Origin of the sequence: Streptomyces sp. MB09-01, from assembly GCF_033794505.1 — a bacterium.
Classification (GTDB): domain Bacteria; phylum Actinomycetota; class Actinomycetes; order Streptomycetales; family Streptomycetaceae; genus Streptomyces.
In genome coordinates this window covers 13,380-31,399 of sequence record NZ_JARAYQ010000004.1, presented here as the reverse complement: position 1 = coordinate 31,399, position 18,020 = coordinate 13,380, and the positions used below count along the sequence as shown (strand labels likewise).

General features: G+C 70.1%; 15 protein-coding genes and 3 pseudogenes. 8 read left to right on the top strand and 10 right to left on the bottom strand.

What is annotated here, in order from left to right; all coding sequences use genetic code 11:
• Positions 1-137: 137 nt before the first annotated feature.
• Positions 138-1,025, top strand: coding sequence for a hypothetical protein (locus PV721_RS01685; protein WP_319720941.1), 888 nt, complete (start codon positions 138-140; stop codon positions 1,023-1,025).
• 33 nt (positions 1,026-1,058) lie between these two features.
• On the opposite strand, the gene PV721_RS01680 is transcribed toward PV721_RS01685, so the two are convergent.
• From PV721_RS01680 to PV721_RS01650, 7 genes and pseudogenes are all read right to left on the bottom strand, one after another.
• Positions 1,059-1,697, bottom strand: a complete 639-nt coding sequence (locus PV721_RS01680) for a hypothetical protein (RefSeq protein WP_319720940.1) — start codon at positions 1,695-1,697, stop codon at positions 1,059-1,061.
• A gap of 146 nt (positions 1,698-1,843) precedes the next feature.
• Positions 1,844-3,904, bottom strand: a complete 2,061-nt coding sequence (locus PV721_RS01675) for an RICIN domain-containing protein (RefSeq protein ID WP_319720939.1) — start codon at positions 3,902-3,904, stop codon at positions 1,844-1,846.
• 366 nt (positions 3,905-4,270) lie between these two features.
• Positions 4,271-5,710, bottom strand: a complete 1,440-nt coding sequence (locus PV721_RS01670) for a DUF6493 family protein (protein WP_319720938.1) — start codon at positions 5,708-5,710, stop codon at positions 4,271-4,273.
• The gene (locus PV721_RS01665) at positions 5,707-6,219 is read right to left on the bottom strand and encodes a barstar family protein (protein WP_319720937.1); all 513 of its coding nucleotides are present in this window, start codon (positions 6,217-6,219) and stop codon (positions 5,707-5,709) included. The genes PV721_RS01670 and PV721_RS01665 overlap by 4 nt, the downstream gene beginning before the upstream one ends.
• Before the next feature lie 45 nt (positions 6,220-6,264).
• Complete coding sequence (locus PV721_RS01660) at positions 6,265-6,783, bottom strand: proline dehydrogenase (RefSeq protein ID WP_319720936.1); 519 nt, start codon at positions 6,781-6,783, stop codon at positions 6,265-6,267.
• A 78-nt stretch (positions 6,784-6,861) separates the two neighbouring features.
• Positions 6,862-7,401, bottom strand: coding sequence for an isochorismatase family protein (locus tag PV721_RS01655; protein WP_319720991.1), 540 nt, complete (start codon positions 7,399-7,401; stop codon positions 6,862-6,864).
• Positions 7,402-7,498: 97 nt separating this feature from the next.
• A pseudogene (locus tag PV721_RS01650) lies at positions 7,499-7,789 on the bottom strand (RNA polymerase subunit sigma-70); the annotation flags it as partial.
• Between the two features lie 819 nt (positions 7,790-8,608).
• Here PV721_RS01650 and PV721_RS43840 point away from each other — a divergent pair.
• From PV721_RS43840 to PV721_RS01630, 3 genes and pseudogenes are all read left to right on the top strand, one after another.
• Positions 8,609-9,710, top strand: a pseudogene (locus PV721_RS43840) (DUF6192 family protein).
• Between the two features lie 5 nt (positions 9,711-9,715).
• On the top strand, positions 9,716-10,135 hold the full coding sequence (locus PV721_RS01635) for a RacP protein (RefSeq protein ID WP_319720935.1): 420 nt from the start codon (positions 9,716-9,718) through the stop codon (positions 10,133-10,135).
• Positions 10,136-10,203: 68 nt separating this feature from the next.
• Positions 10,204-11,051: pseudogene (locus tag PV721_RS01630) on the top strand (IS5 family transposase).
• 38 nt (positions 11,052-11,089) lie between these two features.
• Here the strand turns inward: PV721_RS01630 and PV721_RS01625 are convergent.
• Complete coding sequence (locus PV721_RS01625; protein WP_319720934.1) at positions 11,090-11,482, bottom strand: nuclear transport factor 2 family protein; 393 nt, start codon at positions 11,480-11,482, stop codon at positions 11,090-11,092.
• A 167-nt stretch (positions 11,483-11,649) separates the two neighbouring features.
• On the bottom strand, positions 11,650-11,808 hold the full coding sequence (locus tag PV721_RS01620; RefSeq protein WP_319720933.1) for a hypothetical protein: 159 nt from the start codon (positions 11,806-11,808) through the stop codon (positions 11,650-11,652).
• Positions 11,809-12,163: 355 nt separating this feature from the next.
• Here PV721_RS01620 and PV721_RS01615 point away from each other — a divergent pair, with 355 nt between their 5' ends.
• On the top strand, positions 12,164-13,465 hold the full coding sequence (locus PV721_RS01615; protein WP_319720932.1) for an alpha/beta hydrolase domain-containing protein: 1,302 nt from the start codon (positions 12,164-12,166) through the stop codon (positions 13,463-13,465).
• A 257-nt stretch (positions 13,466-13,722) separates the two neighbouring features.
• Here the strand turns inward: PV721_RS01615 and PV721_RS01610 are convergent, their stop codons facing one another.
• Positions 13,723-14,061, bottom strand: a complete 339-nt coding sequence (locus PV721_RS01610) for a subtilase-type protease inhibitor (protein ID WP_319720931.1) — start codon at positions 14,059-14,061, stop codon at positions 13,723-13,725.
• Between the two features lie 511 nt (positions 14,062-14,572).
• Between PV721_RS01610 and PV721_RS01605 the strand changes: the two genes are divergently transcribed.
• The 3 genes from PV721_RS01605 (at position 14,573) to PV721_RS01595 (ending at position 17,621) form a co-directional block, all read left to right on the top strand.
• Complete coding sequence (locus PV721_RS01605) at positions 14,573-15,358, top strand: ATP-grasp domain-containing protein (protein ID WP_319720930.1); 786 nt, start codon at positions 14,573-14,575, stop codon at positions 15,356-15,358.
• Positions 15,359-15,472: 114 nt separating this feature from the next.
• A complete protein-coding gene (locus PV721_RS01600) occupies positions 15,473-16,387 on the top strand; it encodes an IS982 family transposase (RefSeq protein WP_319720929.1) in 915 nt (304 codons plus the stop codon).
• Between the two features lie 709 nt (positions 16,388-17,096).
• Positions 17,097-17,621: a hypothetical protein gene (locus tag PV721_RS01595; protein WP_319720928.1), complete on the top strand. Its 525-nt coding sequence runs from the start codon at positions 17,097-17,099 to the stop codon at positions 17,619-17,621.
• Positions 17,622-18,020: the final 399 nt, after the last annotated feature.

Sequence of the window (18,020 nt, the reverse complement as noted above, 5' to 3'; positions counted from 1 at the left end):
CTCGGACCCGTTCCCCGTCCCGCAGCCATGAGCACGACGTTGCCCGGTACGACGCACGGTCCCACCGGCCGGGTTCCCTCCCGCCGGCGGATCGTGCATGGAAGAGTGATCGCGCCACATGACGAGGGGACAGCCGCATGAGTGCAGCAAGGATCGCGATCGTGACGAGCGGCGACGGCGTCGACGAGGACCTGGACCTCCCGCTGATCCTGGCGGCCCTGCGCGCCGCGGGCACGTCCGCGGAAGCCGTGGCCTGGGACGCGGACCCGAAGGAGTGGGACGGCTTCGACCTGGCGGTCATCCGGTCGACCTGGGACTACGTGGAACGGCTCGAGGAGTTCCTGGCGTGGGCCGACGCGACGGCCCGGGTCACCCGCCTGTGGAACCCGGCGCCGCTGGTGCGCTGGAACAGCGACAAGCGCTATCTGCGGGAACTCGCCGGGCAAGGGGTCCCGGTGGTGGCGACCCGCTTCATCGAACCGGGCGGGCACTGCGGGGAGGAGGACTTAGACCGGCCTCACGGAGTGGTGGTCAAGCCCACGGTCTCCTCGGGCGCGCGCGACACCGCACGGTACGAGCCCGGCCGGCGGGCGGACGCCGTGCGCCACGCCCGGCTGCTGCTGGACCAGGGCCGAACGGCGATGGTCCAGCCCTACCTGCGCCTCGTGGAGGAGGGGGAACGCGCCCTGGTCTTCTTCGCCGGCACCTTCAGCCACGCGATCCGCAAGCAGCCGGTGCTGACCGAAGCCGGGGTGACGGACAACTCCCGGGTGCCGCACCCCGGGGCGGCCCCGTACCAGCCCTCCGAGGCGGAGCTCAGAACGGCGCGGGCGGCCCTGGCCGCGGTTCCCGCGCCGGGCGACCTGCTGTTCGCCCGCGTGGACCTGGCGCTGGACGAGGCCAGGGAACCGGTGGTCATGGAGCTGGAACTCATCGAGCCGAACCTGTTCCTACGGATCAACCCACAGGGGCTGGAACGTTTCGTCGAGGCCGTGGAGGCCGAACTCCGGCACACCACGGCCTAGTCGACGGCTCTGCCATCTCAGCCGACGGCTCTGCTATCCCAGCCGACGGCGCGTCCGGCGGCGGCGCAGGAAGAGACCGACGCCAGCCCCGGCGAGGGCGGTCGCCGCCACACCCGCCGTCGTCCACCAGACGGCGTGCCCCTCGGTTTCGGCGGCCGGAACCTGCGCCGTGGACGCGGCCGGGGCGGCGGTCGAGGGCGAAGCGGCCGACGGGGCGCCGGCCGAGGCCTGTCCGGCGGTCGGCGTTCCGGGAGCCGGGACGGAGGGGGTCGGCGCGCCGGTGCCGGGAGCCGGGTCCACCACGGGTACGGCGACTTCGAGGTCGCCGTGGCCGAGGGCCGGGAACCCCACGTCGACGCTGACCTTCCAGGAGCCCGGCGGCAGGGTCTCGGCCGTGGTCCAGCCGGCGGGCGCCGCGGCGGGATCGCGGACCAGGCGCCAGGGCCCCATGGTGCGGGACCCGTCGACGCTGACCGCGTTCACGGTCGCGGCGACCGCCTCGTCGACGGCGTCCCCGTCGTTCTCCCAGGTGATGTCGGCGGTCACGTGGCCCGTCCGCTGCCCGGTCACCACCACCTTCACGGTGTCTCCGTGGGCGTGGGCCGCAACAGGGGTCAGCAGCATGAGGCCGAGTGCGGTCAGGACGGCCGAGAAAGCGATTCGTATGCGCATCGTCGGAGTGCTCCGGTCGAGATGAGGGGAACCGGCGGACGGCCGCACGGGGCGGCCGTCCGCCGGGGCGGGTTCACGGCGTCAGGGCGTCACGGCGCCGGGGCCGCAAGGGGCCCGGGCGCCGTGACATCGTGTCGCGGCAGTGCTCAGCCGACCTTCTGGAGGGTCCAGGCCTGCGCCGCGCGGCCGTCCGCACGCTGGAGGTCGAGCAGCCAGTTCCCGTAGTAGGGGCGGTTGCTGACGGTGAGGGCGAAGCCGCCGCTCGGGTCGGTGACGGTGACCGCGCCACCGCGGGAGGTCAGCTTCCAGGCCTGCGCGCCGTTGCCCTTGTCGCAGGGCTGCTGCGCGACCCACATGCCGGCGGAGGGCGATCCGCCCGGCTGCAGGCACTTGCCGGAGACCGCGGACCGCATGCGGACCTGGCCGTTGCCGGCGTCGTCGAAGAACCACTGCTGCTGGGCGTACCCGTTGGCGCGACCGCCGACGAGCACCGTGCCGTCGGCGGTGCGGCCGCCCCACACCTCGGCGGCCATGCCCGTGCTGCCGTTGCCGAGCGTGTACCGGCTGCCCGGGGCGGTCGTCCCGCCGCCCGCTCCCGGCGTCTTGAAGGACGCGGCCTTGCCGGGTCCGCTGTCACGCCCGGCGCCGTCGCGGACGGAGACGGTGACCGTGTACGACGTGTTGGGCTGGAGGTTGTAGATGCGCAGCGCCTGCGACTGGACCCAGGTCAGGTGCTTGCCGTTCAGCAGCACCTGGTACCAGGAGGCACCGTCGACCTTGGGCCAGCTCACCACGACGGAGTTGGACTGGATCTGGGCCGCCGTCGCGGTCGGGCCGCCGCCGGGCTGCTTCGTCGGCGTGGGCGTCGGCTTCTTCGTCGGGGTCGGAGTCGGGTTCGGGTTCGGACCCGGATCCGTACCGCCCTTCGTGCGCATCAGGAACTGGTTGTCGGCGATGTTCCAGTGCGTGGCCAGGTAGCTTCCGGCCTTGGGGCTGGTGTGGAAGTAGTCGTCGTGGTTGCAGTCCAGGATGTTCTCGGCCGCCTGGTTGGTGCAGATGTTGCGCATCTGCGGGTAGTACGGGGTGTCCGAGTAGCACATGACGTCGTACTCGTCGGTGCAGTGGGCGCCGCGGCTGGTGTTCGGGGCGCTGTTGTTGACCGCGCCCAGGTTGTGCCCGAGCTCGTGCGCCGCGGTGTGGCCGCCCCAGCAGCCGGAGTCCGTACGTCCGTAGGACGGGCCGAAGTTGCTCTGGTTGGCCTGGCCGGGCCGCTCGTCGCCCGCGAAGGTGCCGATGCCGCAGTAGACCTGGGTGTCCGCGAAGATCATGTACTTGCGGTCGCGGCGGTCGAGGCCCTTGGCGGCGAGCGCGTTGTTGGTCGCGCTGAACTCGGCCAGGGCCGAGGCCGGGAGCTCGATGTTGAGCACCGTGGGGGTGCAGTCCGCGGCCGTGACGTAGCGGATGTGGCGTACGCCGCCGGTCTCCTGGGCGCTCGCCGAGTAGATGAGGTCGGCGTCGGCCGCCCACTTGCGGAACGAGGCGACGTACTCGGAGTAGCGGTCCTTGCCGGGGGCGTGGACGTACACGACCTGTACGCGGTTGCCGGTGCTGCCGTCGCCGTCGCACTGGACCGTCTGGCCCGCGGGGCCCGCGGCGACGGCCTGGCTGCCGCCGGTGGCGGCCGGTTCGGGCGCGGTCGCCTTCGTCGCCGCGGCGTCGGCGGCGGGCGCGTCCTGAGGACGCCCGCCACCTTCCTTGGTGGCCGGGTCTTCGGCGGCGGGGCGGGACGGGTCTGCCGCCGGGGCCGTCTCCTTGACGGCGGGCGGGATCTCCTTCGTGATGTCGACGCCCTTCGGCGGGGCGTCGGGGCCGTGGGTGCACAGGCCGGTGTCGGTGCGGTAGACACCGACGCACCGGTCGCCCTTCGGTGCGGCCTGGAGGCCGTCGTAGACCATGCCGCGCGCGTTCTCGTTGGCCGGCGCGGCGGCGATCGGTTCGGGCTCCTGGTCCCGGGCGGGGGCGGCGGCCGGTGCGGCGGCCTCCGCGGCCTGTACGGGCGCTGCCGCCTGGGCGCCGTCACCGATTCCGGAGTAGGCGATGCCTGCGGCGATCACCGCCGCCGTTGCCGTGGCGGCGGTGATGAGTATCAACCTCCGCGGTTTGCGGCGGTGGTCGGCGGCGGCGCGACGTCTGCGTCGTCCCGTCATGGGCACCTCAAATCATGGTCGGAAGACTGGGTGCGCGGAAGCCTGCCAGACGAATGCCGCGGAGAATTCGGACAAACGGGAGTCCGCTTCGAGAAATCATTCCGTTACTTGTCGGTCTGATTTGACGAACAATCAACTTCCAATGCAACAAGGGGAGTTACGCGCGTTGCGCTGCAATGGTCCAGGCCATCCGGAGAGGGTTGTTATCAAATCGAGATATGAAGCGGATGCTTATTGACGGGAATTCAGTCAGGAATTCACCTAATTACTACCTGCCGAATTCCCTCCGTCACGACCCGTGAGGGAGCGTCAGTGCGTGCGCCCCGCCCCGCCGTCGGGGATCGGTGCCACCGCGATGGGGGTGGATCAGGGGCCGGTGAGTGCGGAGGTCAGGCGGCGGGCTTCGGTGACCAGGCGCGACGACCCGGCGCGGGCCGCCGCTGCCGCCACCTCTGCCGGCACGGGGCCCGTGGCCCCGCAGCGCTCCACGCACTCGGCGGCGACGGCCAGCACCTCGCCCGCACCCCGTACCGAAGGCAGGAGGGCCGGCAGCACATCGGCGAGGACGGCCCACACCGTGGCGTACGCGCCCGCCGACGCAGCCGAACGGGCCGCGTCCGCAAGCCGGTTGGGCTTGACCGTGCCCAGCGTCACCATCGAGGCCAGCTCGCGGCCCAGCAGCGGGGCGTCCAGGTCGCCGCGGCCCGCCAGTACGAGCAGGGCCTCCACCGCAGGGCGACGGCTCTCCTGGTACCGCCCGCCCATCCCCGCCGCGATGGCGGAGTGCAGCCCGGGCCCCGCCGGCCCGCCCAGCAGGGCGAGGTGCGGCAGCATCCAGGCGCTGCCGTGATCGCTGGCCGTCGCGGCCAGCGTCACGCCCGGCAGCAGCCATGCGGCCTGGGTGTCCCGGTCCTCGGGCAGGACCGACGCCCGCACGGCATGGCCGGCGTGATGGTGGTAGCACTGGGTGAACCCCTCGTGGGGGCGGCGCAGCCACTGGAACGCATCCGGGAACTCCCACCGCAGGGCCGGCCGTTCGCCGCTCACGAAGGCGACTTGCGGCACGGCCGCGCCGATCCGCGACCAGGCCCGGTGCGCCCCCGGATCGGGCATGACGACCCGGCGGCGCGCCGCGCCCGGTTCACCGTCCGGGCCGAGCCAGGCGGCGAGCCGATCGCCCTCGGCGGTCCCGAGCCGGGAGGCGGCCGCGGCGGCCGCCGGATCGTCCCGCCGTACGCGCAGCAGGGCCTGCCCGAAGTCGGCGGGTCCGGGACGGACGCCCAACCGCCGGTATGCCACGAGCCGTTCCACGAGCTCGGCCGCCTCCAGCGTGCCCGTGTCCCAGGTCGGCGTGGCCAGCAGGAAGGGCAGGGGGCCGCCGGACCGCAGTGCGTACCCGATCTCGCGGACCCGCGCCGCGATCACCATCTCCAGCCCGCCCTGCGCGCACTCCTCGTGCCCGCGCTGCCGGCGTACGGACTCGGGCTTGAGGCTGTACCCCGCCACCCGCCACAGCAGCGCGGCCACCACCACGTCCACCGGGGTGAGCCGGTGCGCCTCGGTGTCCTCCTCGGGATAGCGGTGCCCCAGAGCCGTGGACAGGGCCGCCGCGAGCGCGTTGCGGTCGCGGTGCGCCTGCCGTACCAGCCCGTCGAGGACACGTTCGAACACCGCCACGGTCTCGGCGTGGGAGTCGAGATGGGCAGCCGTCAGCTCGACGGTCTCGGCGAGCCCCGGGGGCGCGGCATCGAGCTGCTGCACAGGCGGAACGGGCGGGAGGAGGTCCTGAGTGGCGGTGAAGATCATGCCCGAACGCTAGGGGCGCCCACTGACATCGCCCTCACGGGAAGCCGTCCCTCTGACGAGACGGTCTCTTCCCAGCACGATCGCACCTGTTCCTGCAGCTCCGGAACGGATGCCGGGTCGCAGGACATGACGACCACGAGTCGGCTCAGGTCGATGCCCTCGGGACGTTTGACGGAGGACCATCGCCGCCCTGCCCGCAGCAGGGTCCCGAAGAGCTGCCGCCGTCCGGCGGCGTCGCCCGACAGCGCCTCGTCCGCGGCTTCGACGATCAGTACGTACTGGTCCGCGGGCAGCCAGTGCAGATCGCGGAGGCAGTCGAAGAGGGCGTTCCAGTTCCACCCGAAGTAGTCGGGCAGCCTCAGTCCGTCGTAGAACTGCTGGAAGACGGCGTCCGTGTCGCGCATCTGCCGGCCGTCGACGCGCGCCACGTACGTCCTGCCGGTCAGCAGCAGACCGACGGGCAGGGCGCCTTGCTCGGGCACGACATGGACCCAGGGCACGGTGTGCACCGCCACCCTCCCTTCGGTCTGGGGACCGGGCCGAGGATACCCGGGTCAGTCGGTCGCGCCGATGGCGCTGCGGGCCGCGAGGCGGAAGTCCTTGACCGCCTGGTAGAGGATTCGCTCCCGTCCGGCGGCGAGGGCGATGTCTTCGGCCTTGCGGGTGGTGTCTCCCGCGCGGGCGCTCTCGGCCATCCGTCGCATGACGTGTGAGAGCTCGCTGGAGGCGACGGTGACGCGTTCCGCGACTTCCGCGAGGGAGGCCGGCCCTTCGAGGATGACGACCTCGACGGCGCGATGGACCTCGCGGGCCAGGGCGACGAAACGGCCTGTCTTCTCGTCGATGTCGGGGAGGTCGGGCTGGTCCGAACGCAGCGCGTCGAGGACGGCGTCCATGGCGATGTCGCGGTCGTGGAGAGCGCTGAGGTAGCGGGCGCATGCGTCGCGGCGGTGCTGGCGGCTCGATTGGGCGTGCTGGGACCGGGCCTGGGCACGGCCGTTGACGATCGCGGCGCCCAGGGTGGTGGCGGAACCGACGGCGGCGCCCAGCAGCGCGGCGAGTCCTGAGTCCATGGGCCCCAGTCTGCCGTTCTCGTTCTCCATCCGGTTCGCCGGGGGTCCGTGCCTTCGCTCCACCACGGGGACGGCTGCCTATTCCGCGGCGAGGGCTTTCAGGTAGGAGGCCGCGGCGTGGACCTCGCCGAACCTCGGGAAGATCCTTCCTACGGCGAACGCGTGCTCGTCCGCCGCGAAGGCGGACATCGCGTCCTCGACGAACTCGACCTCGTAGCCGTGGTCGCTCGCCGTGCGGGCGGTGGACTCCACGCCCATGGTCGTCACCAGCCCGGCCAGGACCAGCCTTTCCACACCCAGGCCGCGCAACTGCTCGTGCAGGGCCGTCCCGTGGAAGGCGCCCACCGTGCGCTTGACGATCTCGATGTCGCCGGGGCGGACGATGCCCTCGACGAAGCCGCTGCCGGGCGGCTGTTCGGCCACGTTCGGACGCTCCACCCGCACCGCCACCACCGGGCGGCCCCCGGCCCGGAACGCCTCGGCCAGTCGCGCGCACCGCGCGGCCACCTCCTCGCCCGTGTGGGGGGCCAGCGGCAGGGCCACGATACGGGGCATCAGGTCGATCAGGACCAGGGCGGTACCGGGGCCGGCACCCGGCTCGGGCTTCGAAGTCTCCATCACCAGGCGATCGTAGAGCCGGTACGGCCGGGACCGCAGCCGTGCGGAGCGCGGGGGCGCCCCGGGCCCCGCGCACCGCACGACCGCTGCCGGCGCCTCAGCCCACCAGAACGCCCAGGTCGATGCGGGCCAGGCGCTCGGGGCCGGTGAGGATGTCGAGCGCGGTGATCCTGCTGTCCTGGACGGTGAACGCCATGACCGAGATCATCCTGCCCTCCGCCATCGCGACGACCCCGGGAACCCCGTTGACCAGCACCGGATGCGCCGCCGCGGCGAACCGCGCGAAGGTGATCGCCTGGGAGGCGACGTCGGCGGCGCCGCGGCGGACCAGGCCGGGGCGCAGCGCACCGCCGTCGGAGCGGGCCACGACATCCGGGTCGACGACGGCGGGCGACCCCCTCGCGCATCTCCAGGTGGAACCACCGTGGCCACGACCGTCATCAGCGCCGCGATCCGGACCGCGGACGTCCCCAACCCCTGGGGCCGCACACCAGGACGAGTCGCCGGCCTGCTTGGCCTCGTCGAATTCGGGGGCGTCCCATTCCATCAATCGTTTGCGTTCGAGGTCCGCCGCCCAGGCTTGCCGGCTGCGAAAGCGCCCGATACCAAGGCCTCCGGAGCGCCCGATCCAGCGGCCTTTCCAGGGGCCGGCGCCTCGCCCCGTGCGCGCCGGCCCCTCAGTACTTGTTTCCGCTCCCCTGATTTGGCTGGCCGGACGGCCTAGTCTGGTGAGGTGTCAGCTGGCGCCGGGCGGGTTGGTGAGCGTCGGTGCCAGGGGTGTGATGAGGTTCTGGCTCCGGGGGCTGGCCGGGGTGCTGTGTTCTGCTCGTCGGCTTGTCGTTCCAGGTCGTGGCGTCGCCAGCAGCGGCTGCGGAAGCGGCTCGCAGCGGTGCGGGATGGTGTCGGTCTGACGGAGTGCACCGTCTGCGGGGTCCGATGGATCGCCGGATTGGACCGGAGGGCTAACGCCCTCTACTGCTCGGGCCGATGCAAGGTGAGGGCCTGGCGGGCCCGGAACGAATCGTTCGGTGAACGGTCGCGGTAACCGCAGCGCGAACGTCCATGCGGTCACGCTTTGTCCAATTCCATTCAGTTCCATGCGGTTTGTTGTGATCAGCGGTTTTACGGCTCGACGCTGTCAGGGACGCGGGCCGCTTCCGTCGTGGTCTTGAGAGCTGCGGCCGGCCCGCTCTGGGTGGTGAAACACATGCCCGCAGATCACAACGAGGTCGGAAGCGTCAGCCAGCGGCGATACGAGCAGATCGTCGCCGAGCTCCGCGAAGTAGTCGAACGACACTCCCAGGAGATGTTCGTCATCGGTGACCGCGCCCTGGAGATCGAGCCCCTGCGTGAGCACGGTGGCAGCTCCGGGGGCGAGAGGGTAGCGACGGTCCGCAATTCCATGATCCGCCTCGCCGAGGACATCGGTCTGGCTCTGTCGACGCTCGAGAACGCGAGGTGGACCGCCTCACGGTGGCCGGCCGAACACCGCAGGCCGGGAGAATCCTTCAGGGTCCACCGGGTGCTGGCCCGGATCGAGGATGAAGAACAGCGGTTCGCGACGATCGCGACGCCGCCCGAGGGGAAGTCCCACTGGTCGGTGGACGACGCGTCCCGACGCGTTGGCCAGAGCGTGATGAGTCCGGTCTCGCCCGAGGAGAAGATCACCGCGATTCACGCGCTGGCCAGGAACGATGACGTCGTCGCGGGACCACCGAGCTCCTGCGCCGCCCCGCGGTGGCAGCGCAGGTCAGCGCCGAGGACAAGGTCCGGGTGGTGGAGGAGCTGACCCGGGACGAGAAGGTGGCCGCGGCGGTGACCACCGGTCTTCTGCGGCGCCCGGCGGTCGCCGCCCAGGTCAGCCGGGAAGACCGGGTCCGGGCCGTCGAAGAACTCACCCGTGACGAGGCGGTGGCCGCCGAGGTCACCACGGGCCTGCTGCGCAGGCCCGATGTCGCATTCAAGGCCATGTCCGATGACACCGCCCGCCACCAGGTCAATCATGCCCAGGTCGAGCGGGGACGTCAGGCCCGCGAGCACTTCGAGAGCACCAGCCCGGTCGCGCCGGCGGTCCGCCGGATCGAGCGGACCATGGAGTTCATCGACCTGTCGCCGCCTGCCACTCGTTCGTCGCGTCCGCCGGCCGCACTGTCCCGGGCCTGCGGGACCGTCAGCTGGGCGAGGACGAGAAGGCGATCGTGCACGAGAACGTGTCGAGGGTGAGGGCGACTTTGGACTGGATCGAGACCGCGGTCGACACCGGCAAGGTCGACGTCGACGGCGAACTCGCCCGTCTCCTGGCCGGCTAATAGCCATGCCCCGCGCCTCACGGCGCCGGGGCCAGGCCGCAGAGCGGCACGCCGACACACTCCGCTTCATCCTCTTCGAGGCAAGGCCCGCGGGCCTTCTCTTCCACCAGCTAACCGCGGCCAGCGAGCTCTCACCCAGCCAAGTACGGGCCGGGCTGGCCAGCCTGCGCGACATCATCGGCGCGAACGGCTGGCCGCCCCTCATTTGGACCAGGGCCGACGGTTACCAGCTCGGAGCCGAACGAGCAGCCCTGGAAGCCTACGAACGGGCCGTGATCAACGAGAAACTCACCGCCTTCCGCCGGTTCATCACCGGCACCGTCCAGCCCCACGCCGCCGCCCACCCGGGCGACAAGTGGGTCAAGCACATCGTCGCCCAGCTCAACTCGATCGAATCCACCCTCGACCTCATCGCAACCGCCTGACCTGCACGGGGGTGGTGGCCCGACGAAGCCGGGCCACCACCCCCGTCAAACTGTCACAGGACATCTTGATGCGAGCTCGCCGCTATCCCTCGGACACCACCGACGCAGAGTGGGCCCTGCTCGAACCCCTCCTGCCCGTCCCGGCCTGTGAAACCGAGACCGGCGGGGCCCCGGAAAAACACCCCAGACGGGAGATCGTCGACGCAATCCGCTACGTCGTCGACACTGGCTGCAAATGGCGAGCCCTCCCGCCGACTACCCGCCATGGCACACAGTCTGGGGCTTCATGGCGAGATGGACCGCCGCCGGCGTGATCGGGGCAGATCCGCGACCACCTGCACGGACGCATCCGCCGTGACATGGGCAAAGGCCCCCGAGCGGTCGCTACCGTCATCGACTCCCAGAGCGTGAAAGCCGCCGAGACCGTCGGCAAGGACTCACGCGGCTACGACGCCGCGAAAAAGAGAATCAACGGCCGCAAAAGACACATCGTGGTCGACACCCGCGGCCTCCCGCTGCTGGTCATGGTCCCCCCGCCGATAGGACCGACCGCGACGCCGCCAAGGAAGTCCTCTTCCGCCTCCGCCTCATGCACCCCGAGATCACCATCGTCTGGCCGACTCCGCCTACGCCGGGCAGCTCGTTGACTGGTCGAAGAAGTACCTCCGCCTCACCATCAAGACGGTCAGCCGGCCCAAGGACGCCACCGGATTCGTCGTCCTGCCCCGCCTGGGTCGTCGAACGAACCCTGGCCTGGCTCATGCACGCCCGCCGCCACGCACGCGACTACGAACGACTCGTACAGCACTCCGAAGCCCTCATCACCTGGGCCGCCATCACCCTCATGACCCGCCGCATCACCCAGCAGAAGAAGACCCCCACAGTCTCCACCGCGAACCTCACCCAAGCCGCCTGAACCCGCATATGACCTTCGGCACGAAAACAGCTTCGTCGTTACGACCAGAACCCGTCGTACGCCTTCTGGTCGGACCACAGCCCCCGTGCTTCGGTGATCTGGCCATCCCGGATGCGGAAGACGATCACGTAGTCCATGTCGAGCTCTTTGCCCTCGCGTGAGGCCGTGGCGTGGAGCAGGGCAACCGTGTGCTCGTCGTTGGCGAGCACGTCTTGGAGTTGGGGGCGGTAGGTGCCGTCTGTCAGCTGGAATTCGCGCTGGAACAGAGCGAACGTGGCATCGCGGCCACGGTATGTTCCCGACAGTTGGTTGTGGCCGCTCATGTGCCACACCACATCGGGGTGGAACACCTTCGCGAGGGCGTCCATGTCGCCTGTTGCAAAGGCATTCATGGCCCGCTTGAACACCTCGATGTTCGGATGATCCGCCATCACAGCCTCCTTGATCCGCTGCGAATGTAGGCGGAGTCCCGCCAGGTGGTGTCAGCCACACCGGGTAAGCCGGCCTCGCCAACCCGATCGGACGCCCAGACCGGACGCATAACGATCTCCGACAGGCCTCGTTCCCCATCCAAACCACACCACTTGTCATGGATGGCTCAGACACAGGTACTGCCAGGCTGCGCCGGATCCCTCCGGCCAGAAGCGGAGAGCCAGCCGATCAGGAAGTTGCCGGTGACGACCAGTTCGTGGTGGGGCTCGTCACCCTCGGCGGGCCCGGTGGACTTCCTGACGGTCCGGCGGGCCAGGGCTGGCACCCGCGTCCCGCTCCTCGGCCGTGACCGGAGCTAGGAAGGCCAGCAGATGGGCCGGCGACCGCGTCCGCGGGACGCCCAGACGGGGGAGGCGGATCGCTCCGTTGGGCGAGGCCGGTAGGCCGAACCGGACGGGGAGTGGTCGGCTGGCTCCAGCGCCAGAGCACCGGATGAGTGTTCCCCGGCGTAGAAGGAGGAGCACCCGATGTTCTGGCAGTGGTTCCGATACAACGGCCCAGTCACGCTTCCGTGGCGGTCACAACCCGACCAGCCGGCCGGTCCTTCCCACCCCCTCCCGCAGCCGGGGCGCTTCCGCCGGAGGCGGCTCGGGCTGTCGGCACTGCTGCTGGCGGCACTCATGCCTGCCCTGCCGGCAACAGGCGCCCAGGCCGTTCCCCGTCACCCCCAGTCGGTCGCTGTCCCCCACGACGCCGCCGACCCCCCGCAGAACGGGACCGAGGATCGGCTCAGCCGTCCGACGACCACGCCCCTCGGGTCGTACGGCGGCATCCGCTACGTCCAGTACGACGGTGTATTCGAAGGCCGGACGTCCACCGGCCGGTTCCGGGTGCCCTACCGAATCAGCGCTCCGGCCGAACCGAACCGCTCCAACGGCACCGTGCTCGTGGAGCCGCCGCACTTCGTGGTGGGCCTCGGCGCGCTCAACGTCTACCTCGGCAAGGACTTCCTGTTCCGCCGTGGATTCGTACACGCCGGCGTCGGCTGGAGCACCCTCGGTAACCGCATCCTCGATCCGTCCGTCCCCGGCACGTTCATCGAGGGAGGAATCGAGGAGGACGGAGCGAGGGTAGACGACGAGATCATCACCGACTTCGCCAAGGCGCTCTCCTCGGGTGGCCGCTCGATGGTCGGAAAAGTGTCCCGGAAGTACGTCACTGGCTTCTCCGACAGCTCGTACCCCATCCTCCGCCTGGTCCATGCCGGCGCCGCTGCGGGCGTGTTCGACCTGGCCGTGCCGATCACCACGGAGGGCTTCGACCCGCAGGCCGACCTGGTCGCCGGCCGCTTCGACGGCAAGATCGTTATCGTGAACTCGGAAGCTGACGACTCCACGAACCTGACCGACCGAGGCGTCGCCCTGAACCGCTACCGCTTCTACGTCGTCGCGGGCAGTCCGCACATTCCGGATCCGCTGGACGCGCCGCTGGACCTGCCGTTCCCGGTGAGGCAGACGACACCGGCCTCCTTCGTACCCGCGCTGCGCGCGCATTTCCTGCAGGGGCACGACTGGGTCCGCAAGGGATCTCCGCCGCCGACGAGCACGCAGCTGCGTACTCAGAACGGCACCGTCGTCCGCGACGCCATCGGCAACGCGATCACCGAGGACCGCACCGGCCGACGGGTGCCTCGGCTGCCGTTTGTCGAACTCGGCGAGGCGCGCTACATCTCCGGCTTTGTCGGCAGCTACGACAACGTGCGCACCGTACAGCAACTCGGCTTCAGCTCCCACGAGGCCTACGCCAAGGCATTCGCCGCCGAGGTCCGCGACTACCAGAAGGCCCGCTACATCCTGCCCGAGGATGCCGCCGACATGCGCCGCCGGGCACAGCTGTGCCCGCCGCTGACGTTCACCGAGACCTACCGCGACCACTACACCGAATTCGTCGCGATCCAGCCCTGCGCGGCCGCGGCACGCTGAGCCCCCGGCCGCGTCCACCCGGCCGGTGACGCACACACCGTCCGTCCGCCCGTCCGTCACCGGTGCTCCATCGCCGGACAGGTACAGCCGCCCTCGTCTGTCCGCCAGGACAGACGAGGGCGGCTGCCGTTTCCGTACCGGGGAAGAGGTGCGGGCTCGCTCAGGCGTAGGTTCCTCCGGTCTGTACTGCGGAGGACTGCCCGGGTGCCTGTTGGCTCCCGGGCCGTCCGTCAGCTCGAACGGTCGGCCGTACAAAGTCAGAACGCGTACACCGGGTTCCCGTTCAGGGTCGCGGACATCATGCACGCGTTGGAGAAGGTGTGTTTCCAGGCGACGCGCCTGCCGTGCAGTACGCCGTCCGCGGTGACCGTAACGGGGTCGAAGTACATGGGGCATGTCCGCGATGTATTCGGTGTTGCCAGCAGGCGGTTGAGTTCGCCGTCGGTGGCGTTGAGGGCGTCGCACGCGGCCCTCGGGGCGGGGTGGGTGCCCTCGGCGGTGTAGGCGCAGCTGAGGGTGGACGCGCGCATGACGGTGTCCGTGGGTGCGCCGGGGCCCTGGGTAACGGTGAAGACCATCGCGGACGGGCTGTGCACACCGGCGGGTTGAGCCTCCGCGAGACCCGTGGTGCCTGCAAGACAGAGGAGACTGAGGGCGGATACTGCGATGATGTGGTGACGCATGACAAGTTTCACCTTCGAGTCAAGGGTGATTGCGGTTCAGTGCCTGCGATCTGACGCTCCCTGAAGACGAGCCTGGCATGTCCGAAGGAGGGTCGCCAACGGGCGGTCGATTTACGGACAGATGATTTGAATACCGGATCACCGGCCGGTGTTCGCCCAGCTGGCGCGGCACATCCCAGGCTTCCGAGCGGCTCGGGGGGCGGGGGGTGCTGCCCCGCCGCGCCATGTGCCTCCCTGGTGACGGCGGTGCGCGGTTCGACGAATCACCTTGCAGGGTGACGGGATGAATGCGGTCAACCCAGGTCTCAGGCGCGGAGCTCCTGACTGATTCCGGTGAAAGACCGCCGACGAGGCCCGTCACCCCGCGGGGCTGGAGTATTCGGGCGCTCGTTCGGTCGACAGCGGGTTCGTTAGGCTCACGGGAATGGAAGCCCGTACCCCGTCTGTCCTCCTCCTGTCCGCTGCCCGCACCTCGACCGCCGAACTCATCGCGCGGGCGGCGGCCTGGCGCGGCTACGACGTGACCGACCGGGCGGCAGGTGTCGAAGGCCGCAAGGTGCACTGGTACGGAGGTCCCCGGGCGGCCGCACGCCATGCCGGCCCGCTGGGCCTGGGGCTGCTCGAACCGGCCGACGACTGGCTGACGCACCTACCGCACCCCCTCGTGCGTCGGTGCGTGCGGCTCACCACCCTCGGCCAGGCCCGGGAGCTGCGGGAGCGGGTTTTCGTGAAGCCGCCCTCGGCCAAGATCGACCTGCTGCCCGCCGCCGTCCACGAGGACGGGACCACTCTGCCCGGCGGGCTCGACGTCTCCACGCCGGTTCTGGTGAGCGGTGTGGTGGAGTTCGCCGCGGAGTACCGGCTGTTCGTCCTTGACGGCGAAGCCGTCACCGGCAGTCGCTACGCCGTACACGGACGCCTCGATCCGGCGCCGCTGGACGCCGAGAGCCGTGCCTTCGCCCGCACGGTCCTCGACGCCACGGCCGCCGGCCTGCCCAGCGCGGTGTGCCTGGACATCGGTCAGCTCGCCGACGGCGACTGGGCGGTGGTCGAGGCCAACATGGCGTGGTTCACCCACTGTTACACCGCTGAACCGGACCGCGTCCTCGATGTGGTGCTCCGTGCCGCCGGCCCGATCGCCGCGGTTGCGGACCGGGACCGACGGCACCTGAGCGGGTATGCGGATCGTCCGGAAGCGGTCCTCCCGTGATCGGAAGAGCGGCGCACATGCGAGCCACGTCGTTCTCGTGGGTGATCGGCCCCCGTCTAGATGATTGATTCCAAGGGGTAGCTGCACGGACGCGAGGGTGCCCACTCTCAGTTTGTGACGACCGAGATAGACACCCTCGCAACTGCACTGTACGTGCGGGTCGATGACCTTTTGAAGGCTTCGCCGCATCTTGCTCCGTGGCGGCCGCGGGTGGGCCTGGAGCCGAAGCTCAGTGACGCGGAACTGGTCACCCTCGCGGTGATGCAGGCCCTGCTGGGCTTCGTCTCCGAGGCCCGCTGGCTGCGCCACGCCCACGCTCGCCTGCGGCATCTCTTCCCGTACCTGCCCCAGCAGCCGGGCTGGAACAAACGCCTGCGACGGGCGTCGGGCCTGGTCAGGCAGGTCCTGCGGGAGCTGGCCGCCGACACCGCCCTGGGGACCGATGACGTGTGGATCGTGGACTCCACACCGGTGGAGTGCGGACGCTCCCGGGAGACCGCGAACCGCTCCGGCCTGGCCGGATGGGCCGAGTACGGCTACTGCGCCAGCCACTCACGGTTCTTCTGGGGGCTGCGCCTGCACCTGGTCTGCACCCTGCACGGCCTGCCCATTGCCTTCGCGCTGACCGGAGCCAAAGCCGTCGAACGCGAAGTACTGCTGGACATCTTCCACATCGAACCGGGCCTGCTCGCCAACCGGCCACCACCGACACTGCTGGCGGACAGGAACTACTACGGCCGTGCCTTCGAGAGGGACCTCGCCGACCTGGGCGTCCGGCTGCTGCGGCCGGCCCGCAAGGGTGAACCCGAGCGGGCCGGAGCCGAGCTGTTCAAACCGCTGCGCCAGCTGATCGAGTCGGTAAACCAGACCCTCAAGGGACAACTCGACCTCGAACGGCACGGCGGCCGCACTCCGGCCGGGGTCACCGTCCGGGTCCTGCAACGACTCCTCGCCCTGACCGCCGCGATATGGCACAACCACAAGACCGGTGGACCAGTCATCCGATCACTGACCGCCTACGACCATTAAGGCCTTGGAATCAATCATCTAGCCGATTGCTGCTGGAAGGTCTGCAGAGCGGGCTGCGGAGGCCAGGGGTGAGCCGAGGGTGGCGGCGACTTCCGCAGCGATCGCGTCCGGACCTGCTGCTGTCGGTCGCCTCGGGGCCAGCCCGAGCCAGCTGCTGCCGAATAGGGCAAGGGCATCGCCCACGTCCTCGTCCTCCTCGTTCTCCGCCCGGACGGTTCGACGCAGCGCCCGAGGACCGGCTGGACCGAGAGGCGACCCGACACGTCGAGGACGCCCGCCCGGGAAAGCCCCGGACGTCGTACGCCGCCGACTGGAACGCGTGGCTCAGGTTTTGCGCCGAGGCCGGCCTGCCGCCGGCCGCTCCGGCACCCTGGTGGCGTTCGTCGAGTAGTGCTGGCACCAGCCGTCGCGGCGGCCGCGACCCGGCCGGCAGGCTCACCGCACCCAACACGATCGAGCGCCGCCTCTCCGGCGTCTCCGTCGCCGCCGGCCGACAGCTCAATCTGTAGCTGCAGGAAGACATCGCCGAAGGTGGACTCGGTAACTACGAGAAAGCGGCTCTGGCCGCAGTTCCGTGAAACCTGCCATGACGTGGGTGATCGCAGCGACGGAGTCAAACTTCTGGACCGCACACACCTCGGCCTTCAGGGGGAGATGGATCGTTCGCAGAGTTGATCCAGGTCCGGGGCTGCCCAGACACAGTGAGGGCATGACAACCCACACGGCGCACATGAATACGGCGGCGACGGAACGGCCGGTTCCCCGGTGGGCAGCCGCTACAGCCCATGCGATGCCTTTGGTCGCACTGCCTGTCTGCCTATGGCGTCTGCCTATCGCCTTCGGCTACGGCATGGGCGGAGAGGTCCTGCCACCCTCACCCTGGAACATTCCCTACGTCGTCGGACTCAGCGTCCTGTCCGAGGCATTCGCACTGCTCAGCTTCGGCTTGGTCCGCCGGTGGGGAGAGGTTGTGCCCGCCTGGATCCCCAAGATCGGCGGCAGACGCATACCCCCCTTCGCAGCGATCCTCCCCGCGACAGTCGGTGGCCTCTTCTTCACCGCCCTGATGGTCCATTGGGTGTTCGGGGCCTTCCGCCTCGGCGGTGCTGACGGCTTCCCGTACGCCGAAGGTTGGGACGTGCTGGCGATGACGGTGAGCGGTCTGTTCACCCTGTGGGGTCCCCTGCTGCTGGCCCTGACGTTCGCGTATCACCGCCGCCGTCGCCCTCGCTGAGCTGGTACCCACGCGCTTCACGGAGCTCCGGCCAGAGCCTTGAAAGCGGCCAGAGCGGCTTCTCTTCCTCACTTGTTCCGGTTTGGGATGAAGTGGAGAGGGTGGGGAGTCCGAGCATGTTCTAGGGGCCGCCGACTTCGGTCGGCGGTCCCCAGTGATCTGTGAGGGTCAGGCCTCGTCCATGCCTGGGGCCGTGCGTGGCACCGGCCGCAGACGACAACGAACACGTGCCAGAGGCAGCGCAGCGAGCCCACTCGGCACACCGCCCGGGTCACCTCGCCGATCAGGCGTCGGTTGTCAGTCCTACGATGCCAGGTGTCCGCGTCAGACGAAGGAGACGCGGAACCGCGCCCGATCGGCGGGACGCAACAGGACGGTACCGTCGTCCGCCAGGTCGGC

Bases quoted from the DNA above. Each gene is read 5' to 3' on its own strand.
- PV721_RS01685 (WP_319720941.1), top strand. From the start codon at position 138: ATGAGTGCAGCAAGGATCGCGATCGTGACGAGCGGCGACGGCGTCGAC.
- PV721_RS01680 (WP_319720940.1), bottom strand. From the start codon at position 1,697: ATGCGCATACGAATCGCTTTCTCGGCCGTCCTGACCGCACTCGGCCTC.
- PV721_RS01675 (WP_319720939.1), bottom strand. From the start codon at position 3,904: ATGACGGGACGACGCAGACGTCGCGCCGCCGCCGACCACCGCCGCAAA.
- PV721_RS01670 (WP_319720938.1), bottom strand. From the start codon at position 5,710: ATGATCTTCACCGCCACTCAGGACCTCCTCCCGCCCGTTCCGCCTGTG.
- PV721_RS01660 (WP_319720936.1), bottom strand. From the start codon at position 6,783: ATGGACTCAGGACTCGCCGCGCTGCTGGGCGCCGCCGTCGGTTCCGCC.
- PV721_RS01655 (WP_319720991.1), bottom strand. From the start codon at position 7,401: ATGGAGACTTCGAAGCCCGAGCCGGGTGCCGGCCCCGGTACCGCCCTG.
- PV721_RS01635 (WP_319720935.1), top strand. From the start codon at position 9,716: ATGCCCCGCGCCTCACGGCGCCGGGGCCAGGCCGCAGAGCGGCACGCC.
- PV721_RS01625 (WP_319720934.1), bottom strand. From the start codon at position 11,482: ATGGCGGATCATCCGAACATCGAGGTGTTCAAGCGGGCCATGAATGCC.
- PV721_RS01615 (WP_319720932.1), top strand. From the start codon at position 12,164: ATGCCTGCCCTGCCGGCAACAGGCGCCCAGGCCGTTCCCCGTCACCCC.
- PV721_RS01605 (WP_319720930.1), top strand. From the start codon at position 14,573: ATGGAAGCCCGTACCCCGTCTGTCCTCCTCCTGTCCGCTGCCCGCACC.
- PV721_RS01595 (WP_319720928.1), top strand. From the start codon at position 17,097: ATGACAACCCACACGGCGCACATGAATACGGCGGCGACGGAACGGCCG.